Raw genomic sequence first — 19130 nt, 5'->3', positions numbered from 1 at the left:
GACGGTACGACGGAGGCGGCCCCGGGTGATCCCGGGGCCGCCTCCGTCGTACCGCTCAGCCGCTCAGCCCTTCAGCCTCTCGGCCGCCGGGCTGGTCGGCCGCCTAGCTGAACGAGTCGCCGCAGGCGCAGGAGCCCGTGGCGTTCGGGTTGTCGATCGTGAAGCCCTGCTTCTCGATGGTGTCGACGAAGTCGACGGTGGCACCGCCGAGGTACGGGGCGCTCATGCGGTCGGTGACGACCTTGACACCACCGAAGTCCTTGATCACGTCGCCGTCGAGCGAACGCTCGTCGAAGAACAGCTGGTAACGCAGGCCGGAGCAGCCACCGGGCTGGACGGCGACGCGCAGTGCGAGGTCCTCGCGGCCCTCCTGCTCCAGCAGGCCCTTGACCTTGGCCGCGGCGGCATCGGTAAGGAGGATGCCACTCTCGACGGTGGTCTCGTCCTGGACGGTCATCTGCTTTCTCCCGGTCTTGACGACGGTCTGCCGCCAGTGCCAACCAACGACCGCCCGGATTCATTTCCCGGACGGCGGGTGTGTTTCGCACGACTTCGGCGGCGGAATTTCTCGTGGGCCGGGTGTACCACCCGCTTCCCTACGCTCCCCATGCTCGCACAACCGGCGGGGCACGGTCACCGCCCGAGCTGCGGATCCGGGCGAACCGGCCCCGCGCGGGGGCCCGGACGGCCAGGATGGACGGCATGCTCCTGCGCCAGGTCCAGGACACCGCCGCCGACGCGGAGGCCGTCCAGTCCATCGCCCGCGCCGCGCTGGCCCCGCTCGCGGATCCGCCCGGCGGCGCGTCCGCGGACGCATCGCCGGTCTACCAGCTGGCCCGGACGAGACACCTGGTGGGCACCGACCCGCAGGGCTGCTGGCTGGCGGAGAGCGACGGCGAGCCGGTCGGCACGGTGCTGTCGCTGCGCCGCGAGGGCCTGTGGGTCCTGGCGCTGTTCGCGGTACGGCCCGAGGTCCAGGGCAAGGGGGTGGGGCGGCTGCTGCTGGAGCGGGCCGCCGCGTACGGGCGGGGCTGTCTGCGCGGGATGCTGTGCGGCTCGGCGTCCCCGGCGGCGGCCCGGCGCCACCGGCTGGCCGGGTTCACCCTGTACCCGGCGATGCGGCTGAGCGGGCAGGTGGACCGCTCCGGGCTGCTCGACCCCGGGGACATCCCGGTGCACCCCGGCAACCGCGCCCACCGGCACCTGCTGGACTCGGTGGACCGCCGGCTGCGCGGCGCCGCGCACGGCCCCGACCACGAGCTGATGCTGGCCCACTGCGAGGAGCTGCTGGTCGCCGACGCGCTGGCCGGCAGCGGCTACTGCTACCGGGACGGCGGCGAGGTGCGGCTGCTGGCCGCGACCTCGAAGCGGATCGCGGCCCGGCTGCTGCGGGAGGCGCTGGCCCGGGTGCCGGCCGGGGTGGAGGCGCGGGTGGAGCACCTGACCGCCGAACAGGAGTGGGCGCTGGACGTGGGCCTGGAGCTTGGCCTCACCCCGCAGACTCAGGGCTATCTGGGGCTGCGCGGGATGCGGCCGCCGGCGCCGTACCTGCCGGACGGCGCGCTGTCCTAGGGCCCATCCGGCCCTGGACGACGACACCCCCGCCGGGCGGGCCCGGCGGGGGTGCGTGCGGAGCCCGCCGGGGGCTCCCGGTCAGACCATGGTGTCCAGGATCTCCCGGACCATCTCCATCGTGGTGCCCGGGTGCAGGAAGGCGAAGCGGGCGACCGTCTCGCCGTCCCAGCCGGTCGGGGTGACGAAGCCGATCTGGTCCGCGAGCAGCTGCTGCGACCAGCGGTAGTAGTCCTCGCCGGTCCAGCCGGTGCGGCGGAAGCAGACCGCGGACAGCTGCGGGTCGAACAGCAGCTCCAGGTGCTCGCTGTCGCGGATCAGCTGGGCGGTGTCCCGGGCCAGGGTGAGGCCGGTCTCGATGGCGTCGGTGTACGCCTCGGTGCCGTGCACGGCGAGCGAGAACCAGAGCGGCAGGCCGCGGGCGCGCCGGGTCAGGTGGTAGGCGTAGTCGGTGGGGTTCCACTCGTCGCCCTCGGTGTGCAGGACATCCAGGTAGGAGGCGTCCTGGGTGTGCACGGCGCGGGCGAGCTGCGGGTTGCGGTAGAGCAGCGCGGCGCAGTCGAACGGGGCGAACAGCCACTTGTGCGGGTCGACCACGAAGGAGTCGGCGTGCTCGATGCCGTTGTAGCGCTCGCGCACGGACGGGGCGAACAGGCCGGCACCGCCGTAGGCGCCGTCCACGTGGAACCAGAGGTCGCGCTCGCGGGCGACCTCGGAGAGGCCCTGGAGGTCGTCGACGATGCCCTCGTTGGTGGTGCCGGCGGTGCCGACGACCGCGATGACGGTCTCCGGGTTCGGGTCGGCGGCCAGGGCGGCGCGCAGCGCCTCACCCGTGAAGCGGCGGTCGACGGTCGGGACCTTGAAGGCCTCCACGCCGATGATGTTGAAGGTGTTCTTGACCGAGGAGTGCACCTGGTCGGCGACGGCGATCCGCAGCCGGGCCTCCGGGCCGACGCCGAGCCTGCGGCGGGCGGTGTCGCGGGCGACCACGAGGGCGGAGAGGTTGCCCGCCGAGCCGCCGGAGACGAAGGTGCCGCCTGCCGTGTCGGGCATGCCCGCGCGGTCCGCTATCAGGCGCAGCACCTGGTTCTCGGCGGCGATCGCGCCGGCCGCCTCCAGCCAGGAGATGCCCTGCAGGGAGGCGCAGGAGACGACCATGTCGAAGAGCAGCGCGGCCTTGGTGGGGGCGCACGGGATGAAGGACAGGTAGCGCGGGCTGTCGGCGGAGATCACCGCGCGGGACAGCTCGTGGTCGTAGAGCTTGAGCACGTCGGCCGGGCTGTTGCCGTGCGGGTTGAGCAGTCCGGCCAGCTGGGCGCGCAGGTGCTCGCCGTCGCCGGGGTGGTCGAGCGGGACGGGGTCGTACTGCAGCCGCTCCCGCATGTAGTCGAATACCAGGTCGACCAGCTCGTTGTCGGGCCGGTGCATGCGGTCGGGGGCTGCGGACACGGGTGTCCCTCTCGGCTGTGGGGTGTCGGGGGGCGGCCCGGTGGCGTGTGAGGGATTCGCGGCGCGCTCCGGACGAGATCAGCCTAGGCAGCGGTGGGCCTTCCCCGCGCGTCGGAACGCGGCTGGTCAGGCAGGTTTCGGGCGTCTTCGGCGGGCTGCGCGCAGGATTCCTGCGCAGCCCCGCGCGTGGTCCGGACGAGGTCAGCCGATGAGCTGGGAGAGCACCACCGAGGAGCGGCTGCGCTGGACGCCGGGCTCCTTGCGGATGCGCTCGATGACGGCCTCCAGGTGCCGCATGTCGGGCGCCCGCAGGTGCACCAGGGCGTCCGGGTCGCCGGTGACCGTCCAGGCGGCGACCACCTCGGGGAACTGGCGCAGGCTGGCGAGGATCTCCTCGGGGGCGGTGCGCTCGCGGCAGTAGACCTCGACGAAGGCCTCGGTCTGCCAGCCGAGCACGGACGGGTCGAGGACGACGGTGAAGCCGCGGACGATGCCGCGTGCCCGCAGCCGGTCGATCCGGCGCCGGACGGCGGTGGCCGAGAGGTTCACCTGGAGCCCGATCTCGGCGTACGAGGCGCGTCCGTCACTGCCCAGCCGGGCGAGCAGCAGCCGGTCGGTGTCGTCCAGGGCTGCCCCGCCCACCTCGTGCGCTCGGCTGCTGCTCATCGGTGCGGGGCTCCACTGGTCGTACGGGATCGGCGGGGGCGGCGGCCGCCGAAACGGTTCGGCACCATTCTGGCGGATGACAGGACCGAGTCCACCGCTGGCAGATGACGGCCGGTGGTCCTCCCGCGGTCGGCGAGTCGGACGATCCGCCCCTCCTCAGCCGACGCCATCGGGCCCGGATACCGATTCGACCACGCCGGACGCGGCCTGGCACGCCTGCGGCGGCGCCGGACGGGCCGAACCGGCAAGCGGTTCTCGTCACATCGACAGGATGGCCATCGTCAGTCTGACGCTAACCGGTTATCATAGATAGCGTCAGATAGACGAGAAGGCCTGCACCGACTGATCGGCCGCACAGAAGGGCACCCGCCCGTGACCACCACCATCACCGAGACCTACGGCGTCGACCCCGCACCGACGCCGCTCGCTCTGCTGCTGCTCGGCCGTGAGGCCGACCCGAACAGCGAGCGCGGCGTCGAGTGCCCGGGCGACCTCCCGGCCGCCTCCGACCCCGACCTCGTCGAGCGCGCCCGCGCGGCCAAGGCCGCGCTCGGTGACCGGGTATTCATCCTCGGCCACCACTACCAGCGCGACGAGGTGATCGAGTTCGCCGACGTCACCGGCGACTCCTTCAAGCTCGCCCGGGACGCGGCCGCCCGCCCGGAGGCCGAGTACATCGTCTTCTGCGGCGTGCACTTCATGGCCGAGTCGGCGGACATCCTCACCACCGACGCCCAGCAGGTCGTCCTGCCGGACCTCGCGGCCGGCTGTTCGATGGCCGACATGGCCACCGCCGAGCAGGTCGCCGAGTGCTGGGACGTGCTCACCGACGCCGGCATAGCCGACGTGACCGTCCCGGTCTCGTACATGAACTCCTCCGCCGACATCAAGGCCTTCACCGGCCGGCACGGCGGCACCATCTGCACCTCCTCCAACGCCGAGCGGGCGCTGGAGTGGGCCTTCGAGCAGGGCCAGAAGGTCCTCTTCCTGCCCGACCAGCACCTGGGCCGCAACACCGCCGTGCGCGAGATGGGCCTCTCGCTGGACGACTGCGTGCTCTACAACCCGCACAAGCCGAACGGCGGCCTGACCGTCGAGCAGCTGCGCAACGCCAAGATGATCCTCTGGCGCGGGCACTGCTCGGTGCACGGCCGGTTCTCGCTGGACTCGGTGAACGACGTCCGCGAGCGCATCCCGGGCGTCACCGTGCTGGTGCACCCGGAGTGCCGGCACGAGGTCGTCTCGGCGGCCGACATGGTGGGCTCGACCGAGTACATCATCAAGGCCCTGGACGCGGCCGAGCCCGGCTCCAAGTGGGCCATCGGCACCGAGCTCAACCTGGTCCGCCGGCTGGCCAAGGCCCACCCGGACAAGGAGGTCGTCTTCCTGGACCGGGCGGTCTGCTTCTGCTCCACCATGAACCGGATCGACCTGCCGCACCTGGTCTGGGCGCTGGAGTCGCTGGTCGAGGGCCGGGTGCCGAACGTGATCACCGTCGACCCGGAGACCGAGAAGTACGCCAAGGCGGCGCTGGACCGGATGCTCGCCCTGCCGTAGCCGTGCCGTACGCCGAAGGGCGGGCCCCCTCCGTGGTGGAGGGGGCCCGCCCTTGCGTCTGGCGCGAGACGGCGGCTATTCGGGAATGCCGGGGATCAGGCCGTCACCCTCGGCCCGCAGCAGCTGCCGGACCTCGTCGATCGTCGCATCGGCATCCGGAAGGATCAGGTCGGACGGCTCCAGCGAGTCGTCCGGCAGCGGGGTTCCGAACTCCTTCACCGCGCCCAGCAGCTCGCCGAGCGCTCGGTGGAAGTGTTCCTCGTCCCCCGACTCCAGTGCGGTGAGCAGCTCCTCGTCGAGCTCGTTGAGCCGGTTCAGGTGGGCGTCGCCGACCTGGAACTGCCCCTCACCCATGACCCTCATGATCATGCCGTGCGTCTCCCTGGTTCGTGGGGTGAAGCTCAGATCACTTGTTGTAGTTGATGGTGGGCGGGGTCTGCTGCGGCGGCGCGTCGTGCTGCTGCTGCTTGCCCTGCTCGATGGCCTGCGGGCCGGCGGCCGGGGAGCCACCGGTCAGCTCCGCCTTCATCCGGGCCAGCTCCAGCTCGACGTCCGAGCCGCCGGCCACCCGCTCCAGCTCCGCCTCGATGTCGTCCTTGCGGCCGAGCCCGCTGGCGTCGTCGAGCGCACCGGAGGCCAGCAGCTCGTCGATCGCGCCCGCGCGGGCCTGCATCTGGGCGGTCTTGTCCTCGGCCCGCTGGATCGCCAGGCCGACGTCGCCCATCTCCTCCGAGATCCCGGAGAAGGACTCCGCGATCCTGGTCTGCGCCTGGGCGGCGGTGTAGGTGGCCTTGATGGTCTCCTTCTTGGTGCGGAAGGCGTCCACCTTGGCCTGCAGCCGCTGGGAGGCGAGCGTGAGCTTCTCCTCCTCGGCCTGGAGCTGCTGGTACTGCGTCTCCAGATCGGTGATCTGGGACTGCATGCTGGCCTTGCGGGTCAGCGCCTCGCGCGCGAGGTCCTCACGGCCGAGGGACAGCGCCTTGCGGCCCTGGTCCTCGTACTTCGCGGACTGCTGCTGGAGCTGGGTCAGCTGGAGTTCCAGGCGCTTGCGCGAGGTGGCTACGTCCGCGACGCCGCGTCGCACCTTCTGCAGCAGTTCGAGCTGCTTCTGGTACGAGTAGTCGAGCGTTTCACGCGGATCCTCCGCCCGATCCAAGGCCTTGTTCGCCTTGGAGCGGAAGATCAGCCCCATACGCTTCATGATTCCGTCGCTCATGGGCCTCGGGTGCCCCCTTCTCCGGCCTGCGGTCTCTATCTCGTTACCAGACACGACGAGTGTATGTGCAGCGAGCCCGTCGCCGCAGTGCACCTGCCTGCAACAAGACTGCTACAGCGACCCCGCCGGTGCCTCATCCCCGGGGTGGATCCGCCCCTCATTCCCCGATGCGTCCATCGGAGTGATCCCCTACGGGAAGGGCGCCGGAAACCCTCCGACCGGCCGGGTCGGCGACGATCGATATGCGTTTGGGTCCAAGGCCACCGGAAGAAGCCGCCCGGCACCCCGTACGCTGGTGGTGTGTTCCGACGCCGTTCAGATGATGCCGCCGCCTCCGCCGCCGTGCTGGAGAAGCAGGACGAGACCCAGCCGCGCGACCCGCAGGCGAAGAAGGGCCGACCCACGCCCAAGCGCAGTGAGGCCGAGGCCCACCGGCGCACCCGGGTGACCGTGCCCAAGGACCGCAAGGAGGCCTCCCGCCAGGCCCGTGACCGGATGCGCGTCGAGCGCGAGAAGCAGCGCACCGCGCTGCTGGAGGGCGACGAGCGGCACCTGCCGGCCCGTGACAAGGGCCCGGTGCGCAAGTTCACCCGGGACTTCGTCGACGCCCGCTGGTCGCTCGCCGAGTTCTTCCTGCCCGCCGCGGTGGTCATCCTGGTCCTCAGCATCGTCAAGGTGCCGGCCCTCCAGCTGCTCTCCACCGTGCTGTTCCTGCTGTTCTTCGTCCTCGTGGTGCTGGACTTCGTCCGCCTCGGCTTCGGTCTGCGCAAGCAGCTCGGCGAGCGGTTCGCGGGCCAGAACACCCGCGGCGCGGTCGCGTACGGCCTGATGCGCATCCTGCAGATGCGCAGGCTGCGGCTGCCCAAGCCGCAGGTGCGGCGCGGGGAGAAGCCCTGACCGCCGAACCGGTGGACTCCGGCTGGGCCCCACCGTCCTGGGAGGGGCCCGGCCTGTACGCACTGCCCGGTCAGGGCGGGGGCGGCCACGACCGCCTCGCCCAGGAACGCCAGTCCCATGACCGGCTGCCCTCGCGCAGCGGCTCCTTCGCCGGCGGCACCGGGCCGTGGCTGGAGCGGCTCGGGGGCCTGCGCAACCTCGTCCGGCAGGAGCTGGTCGCCCGGCAGCTCGCCGAGCAGCTGGTCGGCCGCAGCGCCCAGCGCGTCCTCGACATCGGCTGCGGCCAGGGCACCCAGGCGCTGCGCCTGGCCCGGGCCGGCCACTTCGTCACCGGCATCGACTCCGACCCGGTCGCCCTCGGCGTCGCCCAGGGCGCGCTCGCCGAGGAGCCGCCCGAGGTCCGCGGCCGGATGCAGCTGCTCAGCGGCGACGGCCACCAGTGCGGGCGCTGGTTCGGACCGCGCAGCTTCGACGTGGTGCTCTGCCACGGCGTCCTGATGTACCTGCCCGACCCGGACCCGATGATCGCCTCGCTGGCCCGGCTGCTCGCGCCCGGCGGGCTGCTCTCCCTACTGGTCCGCAACCGCGACGCGCTGGCCCTGCGGCCCGCCGCCACCGGGGACTGGCGGGCCGCCCTGCACGCCTTCGAGAGCGACCGCTACTACAACCGGCTCGGCCTGGCCGCCCGCGCCGACCGGCTCGCCGACATCGCCGTCACGCTCTCCGAGGTCTCGGTGCCGCTGCGGCACTGGTACGGCGTGCGGGTCTTCACCGACAACGCGCCCGACGACGCGGCGCCGCCGGTGGACGGGCGCCAGCTGGCCCAGCTGCTGGAGGCCGAGGACAAGGCCGGACGCACCGACCCCTACCGGCAGGTCGCCGCGCTGCTGCACGTCTTCGGCGCCAAGTAGCGCCAACCGAGCCGACCGGACCGATCGGCCGGGGGGCCGCTCAGCCCTCGTGCAGGCTCATCGAGTAGACCTCCCGGTCGTCGTCGAGCAGTACGGCGGTGTCCACGCCGTCCTCGACCAGCTGCTTCCAGCTCTCCCCGATCCAGGTCTCGGCGTCCCCCTGGCCGGCGAACTCCTCCTGCGGCCCGCTCGGGGCCACCACGGTGCCGTCCGTCTTCTCGTACCGCCACGTCCAGACCATGCCCGGTTCCTCCCGCCGACGACGTGCCTGTGTTGCTGCGCACCTTAGCCTGCCCGGTGGGATCTTCCCTATGCCTCGTGGGGCCCGGCAGCGCGGGCCCGGCCCGACCCGCCGGGCGCCCCCTTGGCAGGATGAGCCCATGGCACCCGACCTCGCACCCTCCCGCACGCTGTTCCTCGGCGGCGCGCGCTCCGGCAAGTCCACCAGGGCCGAGCAGCTGCTCGCCGGGTACCCGGACGTGCTGTACGTGGCCACCGGCGGCACCCGGGACGGCGACGGCGAGTGGGCCCAGCGGGTCGCGCTGCACCGGGAGCGGCGCCCGGCGAGCTGGCGCACCGCCGAGACCTGCGACCTGGAGGCCGTCCTGGCGGACTCCGCCGACCGGGCGCCGGTGCTGATCGACTGTCTGGCGCTGTGGCTGACCGCGGTGATGGACGAGTGCGGCGCCTGGGACGACCGGGTGTGGGCGGACGGCGGCGAGGCCGCGGTGCAGGCCCGTTGCGAGGCGCTGGCCCTGGCCTGGGGAGCGAGCGGGCGCCGGCTCGTCGCGGTCAGCAACGAGGTCGGGATGGGCGTCGTCCCGGCGACCGCCTCGGGCCGCCGCTTCCGCGACACCCTGGGTCGGCTGAACATGGCGGTGGCGGACGCCTCGGAGCGTGTGCTGCTGGTGGTGGCGGGGCAGGTTCTGCAAGTCAAGCCCGCCGCCGGCTGAACACCGGCGACGTGTAGCCTTCCGACCGATGGACACGACCGTGGATCTCGATACGTTCTCCTCGCTCGTCGAGCGCCCCGACGAGAGCGCCCGGCGGGCCGCCGACGAGCGCTGGCAGGCGCTGGAGCGGCCGCGCGGCGGGCTCGGCCGGCTGGAGGAGCTGGGCAGCTGGCTGTCGTCCGTACAGGGGCGCTCCCCGGTACGGCCGCTGTCGGCGCCCAAGGTGCTGCTGTTCGCCGCCGACCACGGGGTGGCGGCCCTCGGGGTGTCCCGGCTGCCCCAGGGCGGCACGGCCGCCCGGGTCCGGGCGGTCCTGGACGGCACCGCGCCGGTCGCCCTGCTGGCCCGGCGCTTCGGCGCCGAGGTGCGGGTGGTCGACATCGCGGTGGACGCGGACCCGTCGGACTTCCCCGACGACGTGGTCGCGCACCGGGTGCGGCGCGGCTCCGGGCGGATCGACGTCGAGGACGCGCTGACGCCCGAGGAGACGGCCAAGGCGTTCCGGGCCGGCATGGCGGTCGCCGACGAGGAGGCCGACGCCGGGACCGACCTGGTGGTCCTGGGCGACCTCGGGGTCGGCTCGACCACGGTGGCCGCGGTCCTGGTCGGCGCGCTCTGCGGGACGGACGCCGCCGCGGTGACCGGGCGCGGCTCGGGCATCGACGACAACGTGTGGATGGTCAAGTGCGCGACCATCCGGGACTCGCTGCGGCGGGCCCGGCCCGTGCTCGGCGACCAGCTGGCGCTGCTGGGCGCCACCGGCGGCGCCGACTTCGCGGCGATCACCGGCTTCCTGCTGCAGGCCGCCGTGCGCAAGCTGCCGGTGGTGCTGGACGGCGTGGTCTCCTCGGCCTGCGCGCTGGTCGCACAGCGGATCGCGTTCCGGGCGCCCGAGTGGTGGCGCGCCGGACAGTCCAGCGGCGAACCGGCCCAGGCGAAGGCCTACGACCGGCTGACCCTGACCCCGATGCAGGAGCAGGAGATCACCATGGGCGAGGGCGTCGGCGCGCTGATGGCGCTGCCGCTGCTCCAGGCCGCGGCGGACAGCCTGGCCGAGCACTCGCCCGCACCGTTCATCCCCGCGGCGCCGAAGGAGCAGCCGAAGCTGCCCTCGGCGGCGGAGCTGCTGAGCCGGGTCTGAGCCCGGACGGCTCGGGGCCCTGACCGGCGCCCTGACCGGCACTCCTCCGGCGCTCCCGTCGGGGCGGGCGGCGACCCGATCCCGACGAAGGAGCGATGAGCATGCACGGCGGCGAACAGACGCGGGCCCCCGCCGGCTGGGGCGACGGGCTGCGGTTCGCCTTCGGGACGCTGTCCGTGCTGCGGGTGCGGGTCGAGCGCTGGGACCGGTCGGCGGCGGCGCGGGCGATGGTGGCCGCACCGGTGGTCGGACTGGTCCTCGGCGCCGTGGCCGCGGGCACGGGAGCGCTGGCGGCCTGGCGCGCGGGCGGCCTGCTCGGCGCGGTGGCGGCGGTCGGGGCGCTCGCCGCCCTGACCCGGGGTCTGCACCTGGACGGCCTCGCCGACGTCGCCGACGGCCTGGGCAGCGGCAAGCCCGCCGAGGACGCGCTGCGCATCATGAAGCAGTCCGACATCGGACCGTTCGGCGTGCTGACCCTCCTCCTGGTGCTGCTGACCCAGATCGCCGCCCTGGCCGGAGAGTTCGACGCCTCCCTCGCCCGCGGCGCCCTCGCGGTGCTCACCTCGGCCGTCGCCGCCCGCTGCGCGCTCACCTGGGGATGCCGCCGATCGGTGCCGGCCGCCAGGCCGGGCGGCCTCGGCGCGATGGTGGCGGGCACCGTCCCGCTCGCCGCGGCACTGGCCTCCTCGGCCGGCGCGGCGCTCGCCCTGGCCGCCCTCGGACTTTCCGACGGATGGTCAGTCCTGCGGCTCCCGGCGGCAGTTGCGGTCGGCCTCGGCTGCGCCTGGCTGCTGCTGCGGCGCTGCGTACGGCGGCTGGACGGGATCACCGGGGACATCCTCGGGGCGCTGGCCGAGACCGCGGCGACCGGCTCGCTGCTGGCGCTCGCACTGCTGGGCTGACCACAGGCCCGCAGCGCCCCCGAAGTGCCGTATCCGACGGCGGGAGACCGGGCGGCGCGTGATCCCAGCATGCGGACTACCATGCGTGGAGCACCGCAGCCCTGCACCGTCGCAGGTCCTGCCCGGCCTCCGCGCGTTGAGGAGCCGGGGCCTCTGGTGTGTGCGACCGCCCGACCGGCGGCGCACGCGCCAGGGGCCCCGGGCCCGGCGCCCGGTGGCGGGGCGGCCACCGCGTCGGCCGCACGGCTGCGCCGGTGCGGCAGCCGAGCCGCGACCGGCCGTGGACCGCGAAAGAACAGGACGCATTACGTGACTGCATTGTCTGTGAGCACCTCCTCCGCCGCCTCGCTGCGCGCGGACGCCCTGGTGATCGGCGTGGCGAAGGGCGCCAAGGGCATCGTGCTGACGTCCGGCGCCGAGGCCGTGAGCGAGGCGTTCGAGGGCAAGCTGGCCGAGGTCCTCACCACCCTGGGCGCGACCGGCGCCGAGGGCGAGGCCGTCAAGGTGCCCTCCCCCGCCGGCCTGAAGGCCGCGCTCGTGCTCGCGGTCGGCCTCGGCGAGGCCGCCGAGGCCGGTTACGACCTGGAGACCCTGCGCCGCGCCGCCGGCGTCGCCGCCCGCACCCTGGCCGGTTCGAAGAAGGTCGCGCTGGCGCTGCCGGCCGAGGACGCCGAGGAGACCGAGGCGATCGCGCTGGGCGCCCTGCTCGGCGCCTACTCCTTCGGCACCTACAAGAACGGCGGCGGCAAGGAGCCGGTCGGCGAGCTGGTCCTGCTGGCCGCCCGCAAGGGCAGCAAGGACGCCAAGGCCGCCGTCGAGCGCGCCGCGGTCGTCGGCGAGGAGATGAACCGGGCCCGCGACCTGGTGAACACCGCCCCGAACGACCTGAACCCCAAGAGCTTCGCCGCGATCGCCCAGGCCGCCGGCAAGGAGCACGGCCTCAAGGTCGAGGTGCTGGACGAGAAGGCGCTGCTCAAGGGCGGCTTCGGCGGCCTGCTGGGCGTCGGCAACGGCTCGGCGAACCCGCCGCGGCTGGTGAAGGTGGCGTACACCCACCCGAAGGCCAAGGCGACCCTCGCGTTCGTCGGCAAGGGCATCACCTACGACTCGGGCGGCATCTCGCTGAAGCCGGCCGGCCACAACGAGACCATGAAGTGCGACATGGCCGGCGCCGCCGCCGTCTTCGCCGCCGTGGTGTCCGCCAAGCGCCTGGGCCTGGCCGTCAACGTCACCGCCTGGCTGGCGCTGGCCGAGAACATGCCGTCCGGCTCCGCCACCCGCCCGGGTGACGTGCTGCGGATGTACGGCGGCAAGACCGTCGAGGTGCTGAACACCGACGCCGAGGGCCGCCTGGTGCTGGCCGACGCGATCGTCCGGGCCGGCGAGGAGAACCCGGACGTCATCGTCGACGTGGCGACCCTGACCGGCGCGATGCTGCTGGCGCTGGGCAGCCGCACCTTCGGTGTGATGGCCAACAACGACGAGCTGCGCGAGACCCTGCACACCCTGGCGGGCGAGGCGGGCGAGCAGTCCTGGCCGATGCCGCTGCCGGCCGAGCTGCGCAAGGGCATGACCGAGACCACCATCGCCGACCTGGCCAACATGGGCGAGCGGATGGGCGGCGGCCTGGTGGCCGGTCTGTTCCTGAAGGAGTTCGTGGCCGAGGGCATCGACTGGGCCCACCTGGACATCGCGGGCCCGGCCTTCCACGAGGGCGCGCCGTTCGGCTACACCCCCAAGGGCGGCACCGCGAGCGCGGTGCGCACCCTGGTCCGCTTCGCGGAGCGGACCGCGGCGGGCGCCAAGGCCTGACCGAGGGCTTCCCTGGACGGGGTCCGGCGCACTCGCGCCGGGCCCCGTCGGCGTCCCACCCCGGGTTACCTGTGAGTAGGGGCCCGACGGGAAACGCACCCCTGTTCGCTGCGGGCGAAACTTTGTTCCGCAGTGCGGAACCCGCCGGTCCGCCACCCGGTGAAACCCCCGCGCCGCTTGCTGTCAACCCCGCTTTGAGCTGCGACGATGCCCTTCCGTCGGGGGTGCTGCCACCCTCGTGACCACCCTTCGGGACGCCCCAGGGGTGGACCCGGACATCAGCCGCCACGAACAAGTGCGAAGATGTATTTCCGGCACGACTGGGCGCCCCACAAAGGCTTCCGACCCACCGGACCGCGACCGGCCCGGCGACCCACCCCATTGCATGGAGGACGTGACGTGGCGAACGACGCCAGCACCGTTTTCGACGTAGTCATTCTCGGAGGCGGAAGCGGCGGTTACGCCGCGGCGCTCCGCGCCGCTCAGCTGGGCCTGAGTGTCGCCCTGGTCGAGAAGGGTGAGCTGGGCGGCACCTGCCTGCACCGCGGCTGCATCCCGACCAAGGCGCTGCTGCACGCCGCCGAGATCGCGGACGAGACGAAGGAGGCCGCCGAGTTCGGCGTGCTGGCCACCTTCCAGGGCATCGACATCAACGGCGTCCACAAGTACAAGGACGACGTGATCGCCGGCCTGTACAAGGGCCTGCAGGGCCTGGTGGCCTCCCGCAAGGTCACCTTCATCCAGGGCGAGGGCCGGCTGTCCTCGCAGACCTCGGTGGATGTCAACGGCCAGCGCGTCGAGGGCCGGCACATCATCCTGGCCACCGGCTCCGTGCCGAAGTCGCTGCCGGGCCTGAACATCGACGGCGACCGCGTGATCTCCTCCGACCACGCCCTCAAGCTCGACCGCATCCCGAAGTCCGCCGTCATCCTCGGCGGCGGTGTGATCGGTGTCGAGTTCGCCTCGGTCTGGAAGTCCTTCGGCGTCGAGGTCACCATCGTCGAGGCGCTGCCGCACCTCGTCCCGCTGGAGGACGAGAACTCCTCCAAGCTGCTGGAGCGCGCCTTCCGCAAGCGCGGCATCAAGTTCGAGCTGAAGGCCCGCTTCTCGGGCGTGGAGTACACCGAGACCGGTGTGCGCGTCTCCACCGAGAACGGCAAGCAGATCGACGCCGACCTGCTGCTCGTCGCCATCGGCCGCGGCCCGGTCTCGGCCGGCCTGGGCTACGAGGAGAACGGCGTCGCGATGGACCGCGGCTACGTCCTCGTCGACGAGTACATGCGCACCAACGTGCCCACCATCTCCGCCGTCGGCGACCTCGTCCCGACCCTGCAGCTGGCCCACGTCGGCTTCGCCGAGGGCATCCTCGTCGCCGAGCGCCTGGCCGGCCTGAAGGCCGTGCCGATCGACTACGACGGCGTCCCGCGCGTGACCTACTCCAACCCCGAGGTCGCCTCCGTCGGCATCTCCGAGGCGAAGGCCGTCGAGCTGTACGGCAAGGACAAGGTCGTCACCCTCAAGTACAACCTGGCCGGCAACGGCAAGAGCAAGATCCTGAAGACCGCCGGCGAGATCAAGCTCGTCCAGGTCAAGGACGGCGCCGTGGTCGGCGTCCACATGGTCGGCGCCCGCATGGGCGAGCAGGTCGGCGAAGCTCAGCTGATCTACAACTGGGAGGCCCTGCCGGCCGAGGTCGCGCAGCTCATCCACGCTCACCCGACCCAGTCCGAGGCCCTGGGCGAGGCGCACCTGGCGCTGGCCGGCAAGCCGCTGCACGCGCACGACTGATCACGCCGCAACACCCCCCATTCCAGTACGCAAGACTTGATAGGAGTCGCTGAAACCATGGCGGTCTCAGTAACACTGCCCGCGCTGGGCGAGAGCGTTTCCGAGGGCACCGTCACCCGTTGGCTGAAGGCCGAGGGTGAGCGTGTGGAGGTCGACGAGCCGCTGCTCGAGGTGTCCACCGACAAGGTCGACACCGAGATCCCGGCCCCGGCCTCGGGCATCCTTGCCTCGATCAAGGTCGCCGAGGACGAGACCGTCGAGGTCGGCGCCGAGCTCGCGATCATCGACGACGGATCCGGCGCCCCGGTCGCGGCCGCCGCTCCGGTCGCCGAGGCCGCTCCGGCCGCCCCGGCCCCGGTCGTGGAGGCGCCCGCCGCCCCCGCCCCGGTCACCGAGGCCGCCCCGGCCGCCGCTCCGGCCGGCGACGCCACCCCGGTCGTGCTGCCCGCGCTGGGCGAGTCCGTCACCGAGGGCACCGTCACCCGTTGGCTGAAGGCCGAGGGTGAGACCGTCGAGGTCGACGAGCCGCTGCTCGAGGTCTCCACCGACAAGGTCGACACCGAGATCCCGTCGCCGGTCGCCGGCGTCGTGGTGAAGATCCTGGTCGGCGAGGACGAGACCGCCGAGGTCGGCGCCCAGCTCGCGCTGATCGGTGCCGCGGGTGCCGTCGCCGCTGCCGCGCCGGCTGCTCCGGTTGCCGCTCCGGCTCCGGTTGCCCCGGCCGCCCCCGTGGCCGCCCCGGCCCCCGTGGCCCCGGCTGCTCCGGTTGCCGCTCCGGCTCCGGTTGCCCCGGCCGCCCCCGTGGCCGCCCCGGCCCCCGTCGCCCCGGCCGCCCCCGTGGCCGCCCCGGCGCCGGTCGCCCCGGTTGCCGCTCCGGTCGCCCCGGCGGCCGACAGCGGTGACGGCTACGTCACCCCGCTGGTGCGCAAGCTCGCCTCCGAGCAGGGCGTCGCCCTGGCCTCCGTCACCGGCACCGGTGTCGGCGGCCGCATCCGCAAGCAGGACGTCCTGGCCGCCGCCGAGGCCGCGAAGGCCGCCCCGGCGCCCGTCGCCGCCGCCCCGGCCGCCGCGCCGAAGGCCGCCGCCGCGCCGTCCCCGCTGCGTGGCCAGACGGTCAAGATGACCCGCATCCGCAAGGCCATCGGCGACAACATGCTGAAGGCCCTGCACGAGCAGGCTCAGCTGACCAGCGTGGTCGAGGTGGACGTCACCAAGATCATGTCGCTGCGCGGCCGCGCCAAGGACGCCTTCGCCGCCCGTGAGGGCGTCAAGCTGTCCCCGATGCCGTTCTTCGTCAAGGCCGCCGCCCAGGCGCTGAAGGCCCACCCGGTCATCAACGCCCGGATCAACGAGGCCGAGGGCACCATCTCCTACTTCGACACCGAGAACATCGGTATCGCGGTGGACTCCGAGAAGGGTCTGATGACCCCGGTCATCAAGGGTGCGGGCGACCTCAACATCGCCGGTATCTCGAAGAAGACCGCGGAACTGGCCGGCAAGGTCCGCGGCAACAAGATCACCCCGGACGAGCTGTCCGGTGCGACCTTCACCATCAGCAACACCGGCTCGCGCGGTGCGCTGTTCGACACCGTCATCGTGCCGCCGAACCAGGTCGCCATCCTGGGCATCGGCGCGACCGTCAAGCGCCCGGTGGTCATCGAGGCCGACGGCGGCACCGCCATCGGCATCCGCGACATGACCTACCTGTCGCTCTCCTACGACCACCGCCTGGTGGACGGCGCCGACGCCGCCCGCTTCCTGGTGGCCGTCAAGGAGATCCTCGAGGCCGGCGAGTTCGAGGTCGAGCTCGGCCTGTAAGGTCCGATCGCCCCACGGAACCCCGCGTCGTCCCCGGACGGCGCGGGGTTCCGTGTTGTCGCGGACACCGTATTTTCACCGGCCGACCGGGCGTTTCGAGGCCGCTACGCATGCGCGGGCGCGGGCGAACAGGGATGCTTGAGCGGTGATGGACGAGACCGACTTCTGGCAGATCATCGACGAGACCCGGGAAGCCGCCGAAGGCGACCCCGACGAGCAGGCGGAGCGGCTGGTGGAGCGGCTCGTCCAGCTGACCCCGGACGACGTCGTCGACTTCGCCCGGCTCTTCGAGGCCCGGTTCCAGCGCGCCTACCGCACCGACCTGTGGGGTGCGGCGTACCTGCTGCTGGACGGCGCCTCCGAGGACACCTTCGACTACTTCCGCTGCTGGCTGATCGGCCAGGGCAGGGAGGTCTTCGAGGGCGGGCTGTACGAGCCGGACGACCTGGCCGACCTGCTGCCCGAGTTCGACGAGGAGGAGGACGGCGAGGCCGAGGACCTCGGCTACGCGGCCGACGAGGCGTACGAGCAGCTGACCGGGTTGCCGCTGCCCGACGTGGGTGAGCGGCAGCCCGCACGGCCCTCCGGCGCCGCACTGGACTTCGACGACCCGGACGCCATGGCGAAACGGTTCCCCAAGCTCTGGGAGCGCTACGGGGACTAGTCCCCGCCGGGGCGGCCCCGGGCCGCCCGGGGCCGTCCCAGGGCGTCCTCGGGGACGGCCCGGTCGGTCAGGTGCCGGAGCCGGAGCTGCTGTCCTGCTTGATGCCCTTGACGATCTGGTCCAGCACCGTCGCGTCGGGCGCGTTCGGGTCGTCGTCCACGCCGCCCTCGAAGGCGACGAAGCCTCCGCCCTTGGCCGGCACGGCCACCATCAGGATGTACCCCTGGGTGCCGTCCGAGGTCTTGACGTGCCAGCGGACGGCGTAGCCGGAGATGCCCGCCACGGTGGTGTTGGAGGAGCCCGCGTCGGTGTGCGAGGTGATCCCGGTGAAGATCGCCGCGGCGTAGATCGGCATCGCGGCCTCGGCGGCGGCCCTGGCGCTGGCGCCCTGGATGGTGTCCTTCTCGATCGAGAACTGGCCGCGGATGCACGAGCCGCCGCCCGGGCAGGCGTAGCGGCCGCTGCCCAGGAAGACGGTCGAGTGCGTGGTGTCGCTCTGGGCGTCCCAGCCCTCGTAGATCGGCACGGTGATGCTGTGCTGCTTGTCGGCGACGGTGTCCTTGAGGACCGGCGGCGGCGCGGTGCGCTCGGTGGGCGTGGGTGTCGGCGTCGGCGTCGGCGTCGGGCTGGGCGTGCGGCGGGTCGGGCTGGGGCTCGGACTCGAGGTGCCCGTGGTGGTGACCGTGACGGTCGGCGTCGGGTCGGCCTTCGGGGTCCCGCCGCCGCTGGTGAGGGCGACCGCGGCCACGATGCCGACCACGGCCAGCACCGCAAGACCGATGCCGACGGCCACCCCGGGCTTCATCCGGCCGGACGGCGGGGACGGATAGCCGCCGGACTGCGGGTAGCCGTAGCCCGGCTGCCCCTGGGCCGGGTAGCCGTAGCCCGGCTGCCCCTGGTTCGGGGCGCCGTAGCCGTACGCGGGCGGTTGGGCGGGGGCCTGCTGTGCCGGCGGCTGCCAGGCCTGGGTCGGGGCGTCGGCGAGCTGGGCGCCGCCCGCCTGGACGGGGCGCACGTCGCTCGTCCAGGCGTTGCCGTCCCACCAGCGCTCATGGCCGGCCGTGCCGTCCGCACCCGGTACCGGGTACCACCCGGGAGGCGTCGAGTTGCTCACTGCCGTACCGTACCCGGCCCGGAGGCGGTCCAGACAGGGTGGATGTGTTACGACTCTGCACCACCCGCGCAACCGATCTGACGACTCGTCAGTAACCCTCGGCGGGCGGTGCGGGGGGCGGGTTCAGCCGGTCAGCGAGCGGGCCATCCAGATGTCGTCCACGTACCGGCCGTCGAGCAGGAACTCCTCGGAGAGCGAGCCCTCGACGACGAAGCCGCAGCTCTCGTAGAGCCGGCGGGCCGGGGCGTTGTGCCCGAGCACCCGCAGGGTGATCCGCCGGGCGCCCTCGGCCTCGGCCGTCGCGCAGGCGGCCCCGACCAGGGCCCGGCCGACGCCCCGGCCGCGCGCGGCGGAGTCGACCGCCAGGCCCTGGATCTGGCGCACGTGCCGGTTGCTGGCCAGCGGGGTCGGGGGCACCACCCGGACGTAGCCGACGACCCGGCCGCCGAGCAGGGCCAGCAGGAACTGGTCCGGGGAGTGGCGCTCGTCGAACACGCCGGCGTCCGCGGCCGGCTGCGGGGCGACATCGCTCAGCCAGGACCAGGCGGCCCGGTTGAGCTCGGCGAGCGCCTTCTCGTCCTCGAACCGTGCTGGTCGTATCGTCAGATCTTCGTCGTGCATGCGCGTCATGCTAGTCAGCCGCGCCCCCGGCGCATCCCGAATTCCAGCT

Annotated in this window: 19 protein-coding genes; 11 read left to right on the top strand and 8 right to left on the bottom strand. The window is 73.0% G+C overall.

The genetic code is table 11. The annotated features are described in order from the left end of the window. Nucleotides 1-103 precede the first annotated feature (103 nt). Complete coding sequence (locus tag ACIGZJ_RS01825) at nucleotides 104-457, bottom strand: HesB/IscA family protein (protein WP_392927606.1); 354 nt, start codon at nucleotides 455-457, stop codon at nucleotides 104-106. Nucleotides 458-702: 245 nt separating this feature from the next. On the opposite strand from ACIGZJ_RS01825, the gene ACIGZJ_RS01820 reads away from it, so the two are divergent. Continuing rightward, nucleotides 703-1572: a GNAT family N-acetyltransferase gene (locus ACIGZJ_RS01820; RefSeq protein WP_396455443.1), complete on the top strand. Its 870-nt coding sequence runs from the start codon at nucleotides 703-705 to the stop codon at nucleotides 1570-1572. Nucleotides 1573-1653: 81 nt separating this feature from the next. Here ACIGZJ_RS01820 and ACIGZJ_RS01815 read toward each other — a convergent pair whose 3' ends face one another. Continuing rightward, nucleotides 1654-3021 (bottom strand): pyridoxal phosphate-dependent decarboxylase family protein, encoded by a 1368-nt coding sequence (locus ACIGZJ_RS01815; protein ID WP_396455442.1) that lies wholly within the window; start codon nucleotides 3019-3021, stop codon nucleotides 1654-1656. Nucleotides 3022-3222: 201 nt separating this feature from the next. After that, a complete protein-coding gene (locus tag ACIGZJ_RS01810) occupies nucleotides 3223-3687 on the bottom strand; it encodes an Lrp/AsnC family transcriptional regulator (protein ID WP_387940324.1) in 465 nt (154 codons plus the stop codon). Nucleotides 3688-4059: 372 nt separating this feature from the next. Between ACIGZJ_RS01810 and nadA the strand changes: the two genes are divergently transcribed. Beyond that, on the top strand, nucleotides 4060-5244 hold the full coding sequence (gene nadA / locus ACIGZJ_RS01805) for a quinolinate synthase NadA (protein ID WP_396455441.1): 1185 nt from the start codon (nucleotides 4060-4062) through the stop codon (nucleotides 5242-5244). Nucleotides 5245-5319: 75 nt separating this feature from the next. Here the strand turns inward: nadA and ACIGZJ_RS01800 are convergent, their stop codons facing one another. Both ACIGZJ_RS01800 and ACIGZJ_RS01795 read right to left on the bottom strand, forming a co-directional pair. After that, complete coding sequence (locus tag ACIGZJ_RS01800) at nucleotides 5320-5613, bottom strand: hypothetical protein (RefSeq protein WP_392927599.1); 294 nt, start codon at nucleotides 5611-5613, stop codon at nucleotides 5320-5322. A 37-nt stretch (nucleotides 5614-5650) separates the two neighbouring features. After that, complete coding sequence (locus ACIGZJ_RS01795; RefSeq protein ID WP_387940318.1) at nucleotides 5651-6460, bottom strand: PspA/IM30 family protein; 810 nt, start codon at nucleotides 6458-6460, stop codon at nucleotides 5651-5653. A gap of 300 nt (nucleotides 6461-6760) precedes the next feature. Here ACIGZJ_RS01795 and ACIGZJ_RS01790 point away from each other — a divergent pair, with 300 nt between their 5' ends. Beyond that, nucleotides 6761-7357 carry a DUF3043 domain-containing protein gene (locus ACIGZJ_RS01790; RefSeq protein ID WP_392927597.1) on the top strand — a complete coding sequence of 199 codons (597 nt, stop codon included), beginning with the start codon at nucleotides 6761-6763 and terminating at the stop codon, nucleotides 7355-7357. 170 nt (nucleotides 7358-7527) lie between these two features. Further along, a complete protein-coding gene (locus ACIGZJ_RS01785; RefSeq protein ID WP_396455738.1) occupies nucleotides 7528-8268 on the top strand; it encodes a class I SAM-dependent methyltransferase in 741 nt (246 codons plus the stop codon). Nucleotides 8269-8308: 40 nt separating this feature from the next. Here ACIGZJ_RS01785 and ACIGZJ_RS01780 read toward each other — a convergent pair whose 3' ends face one another. Beyond that, the gene (locus ACIGZJ_RS01780) at nucleotides 8309-8509 is read right to left on the bottom strand and encodes a hypothetical protein (protein WP_396455440.1); all 201 of its coding nucleotides are present in this window, start codon (nucleotides 8507-8509) and stop codon (nucleotides 8309-8311) included. A gap of 139 nt (nucleotides 8510-8648) precedes the next feature. Here ACIGZJ_RS01780 and cobU point away from each other — a divergent pair, with 139 nt between their 5' ends. The 7 genes from cobU to ACIGZJ_RS01745 all read left to right on the top strand — a co-directional run bounded on the left by cobU (nucleotide 8649) and on the right by ACIGZJ_RS01745 (nucleotide 17346). Continuing rightward, the gene (gene cobU / locus ACIGZJ_RS01775; RefSeq protein ID WP_396455439.1) at nucleotides 8649-9221 is read left to right on the top strand and encodes a bifunctional adenosylcobinamide kinase/adenosylcobinamide-phosphate guanylyltransferase; all 573 of its coding nucleotides are present in this window, start codon (nucleotides 8649-8651) and stop codon (nucleotides 9219-9221) included. 28 nt (nucleotides 9222-9249) lie between these two features. Then, nucleotides 9250-10362, top strand: a complete 1113-nt coding sequence (gene cobT / locus ACIGZJ_RS01770; RefSeq protein WP_396455438.1) for a nicotinate-nucleotide--dimethylbenzimidazole phosphoribosyltransferase — start codon at nucleotides 9250-9252, stop codon at nucleotides 10360-10362. A gap of 95 nt (nucleotides 10363-10457) precedes the next feature. Next, nucleotides 10458-11264, top strand: a complete 807-nt coding sequence (locus ACIGZJ_RS01765) for an adenosylcobinamide-GDP ribazoletransferase (RefSeq protein WP_396455437.1) — start codon at nucleotides 10458-10460, stop codon at nucleotides 11262-11264. Nucleotides 11265-11573: 309 nt separating this feature from the next. Then, nucleotides 11574-13076 (top strand): leucyl aminopeptidase, encoded by a 1503-nt coding sequence (locus tag ACIGZJ_RS01760; protein ID WP_396455436.1) that lies wholly within the window; start codon nucleotides 11574-11576, stop codon nucleotides 13074-13076. Nucleotides 13077-13475: 399 nt separating this feature from the next. Then, nucleotides 13476-14864 carry a dihydrolipoyl dehydrogenase gene (lpdA, locus tag ACIGZJ_RS01755; protein WP_392927587.1) on the top strand — a complete coding sequence of 463 codons (1389 nt, stop codon included), beginning with the start codon at nucleotides 13476-13478 and terminating at the stop codon, nucleotides 14862-14864. 57 nt (nucleotides 14865-14921) lie between these two features. Further along, on the top strand, nucleotides 14922-16682 hold the full coding sequence (gene sucB, locus ACIGZJ_RS01750; protein WP_396455435.1) for a 2-oxoglutarate dehydrogenase, E2 component, dihydrolipoamide succinyltransferase: 1761 nt from the start codon (nucleotides 14922-14924) through the stop codon (nucleotides 16680-16682). A gap of 148 nt (nucleotides 16683-16830) precedes the next feature. Continuing rightward, complete coding sequence (locus ACIGZJ_RS01745; protein ID WP_392927583.1) at nucleotides 16831-17346, top strand: DUF4240 domain-containing protein; 516 nt, start codon at nucleotides 16831-16833, stop codon at nucleotides 17344-17346. A gap of 67 nt (nucleotides 17347-17413) precedes the next feature. Here the strand turns inward: ACIGZJ_RS01745 and ACIGZJ_RS01740 are convergent, their stop codons facing one another. Beyond that, the gene (locus ACIGZJ_RS01740) at nucleotides 17414-18460 is read right to left on the bottom strand and encodes a DUF2510 domain-containing protein (RefSeq protein ID WP_396455434.1); all 1047 of its coding nucleotides are present in this window, start codon (nucleotides 18458-18460) and stop codon (nucleotides 17414-17416) included. Between the two features lie 123 nt (nucleotides 18461-18583). Then, nucleotides 18584-19090, bottom strand: coding sequence for a GNAT family N-acetyltransferase (locus ACIGZJ_RS01735; RefSeq protein ID WP_396455433.1), 507 nt, complete (start codon nucleotides 19088-19090; stop codon nucleotides 18584-18586). Nucleotides 19091-19130: the final 40 nt, after the last annotated feature.

Source organism: Kitasatospora sp. NPDC052868, from assembly GCF_044547105.1.
GTDB lineage: Bacteria > Actinomycetota > Actinomycetes > Streptomycetales > Streptomycetaceae > Kitasatospora.
Note: the sequence above shows the minus strand (reverse complement) of the source record. Positions and strands in the feature narration are given on the sequence as shown.

Excerpts from the sequence above, each read along its gene's own strand:
- ACIGZJ_RS01810 (WP_387940324.1), bottom strand. The coding sequence starts at position 3,687 with ATGAGCAGCAGCCGAGCGCACGAGGTGGGCGGGGCAGCCCTGGACGAC.
- ACIGZJ_RS01735 (WP_396455433.1), bottom strand. The coding sequence starts at position 19,090 with ATGACGCGCATGCACGACGAAGATCTGACGATACGACCAGCACGGTTC.
- ACIGZJ_RS01795 (WP_387940318.1), bottom strand. The coding sequence starts at position 6,460 with ATGAGCGACGGAATCATGAAGCGTATGGGGCTGATCTTCCGCTCCAAG.
- ACIGZJ_RS01780 (WP_396455440.1), bottom strand. The coding sequence starts at position 8,509 with ATGGTCTGGACGTGGCGGTACGAGAAGACGGACGGCACCGTGGTGGCC.
- cobU (WP_396455439.1), top strand. The coding sequence starts at position 8,649 with ATGGCACCCGACCTCGCACCCTCCCGCACGCTGTTCCTCGGCGGCGCG.
- ACIGZJ_RS01825 (WP_392927606.1), bottom strand. The coding sequence starts at position 457 with ATGACCGTCCAGGACGAGACCACCGTCGAGAGTGGCATCCTCCTTACC.
- ACIGZJ_RS01800 (WP_392927599.1), bottom strand. The coding sequence starts at position 5,613 with ATGATCATGAGGGTCATGGGTGAGGGGCAGTTCCAGGTCGGCGACGCC.
- ACIGZJ_RS01820 (WP_396455443.1), top strand. The coding sequence starts at position 703 with ATGCTCCTGCGCCAGGTCCAGGACACCGCCGCCGACGCGGAGGCCGTC.
- sucB (WP_396455435.1), top strand. The coding sequence starts at position 14,922 with ATGGCGGTCTCAGTAACACTGCCCGCGCTGGGCGAGAGCGTTTCCGAG.
- ACIGZJ_RS01765 (WP_396455437.1), top strand. The coding sequence starts at position 10,458 with ATGAGCATGCACGGCGGCGAACAGACGCGGGCCCCCGCCGGCTGGGGC.
- ACIGZJ_RS01745 (WP_392927583.1), top strand. The coding sequence starts at position 16,831 with ATGGACGAGACCGACTTCTGGCAGATCATCGACGAGACCCGGGAAGCC.
- cobT (WP_396455438.1), top strand. The coding sequence starts at position 9,250 with ATGGACACGACCGTGGATCTCGATACGTTCTCCTCGCTCGTCGAGCGC.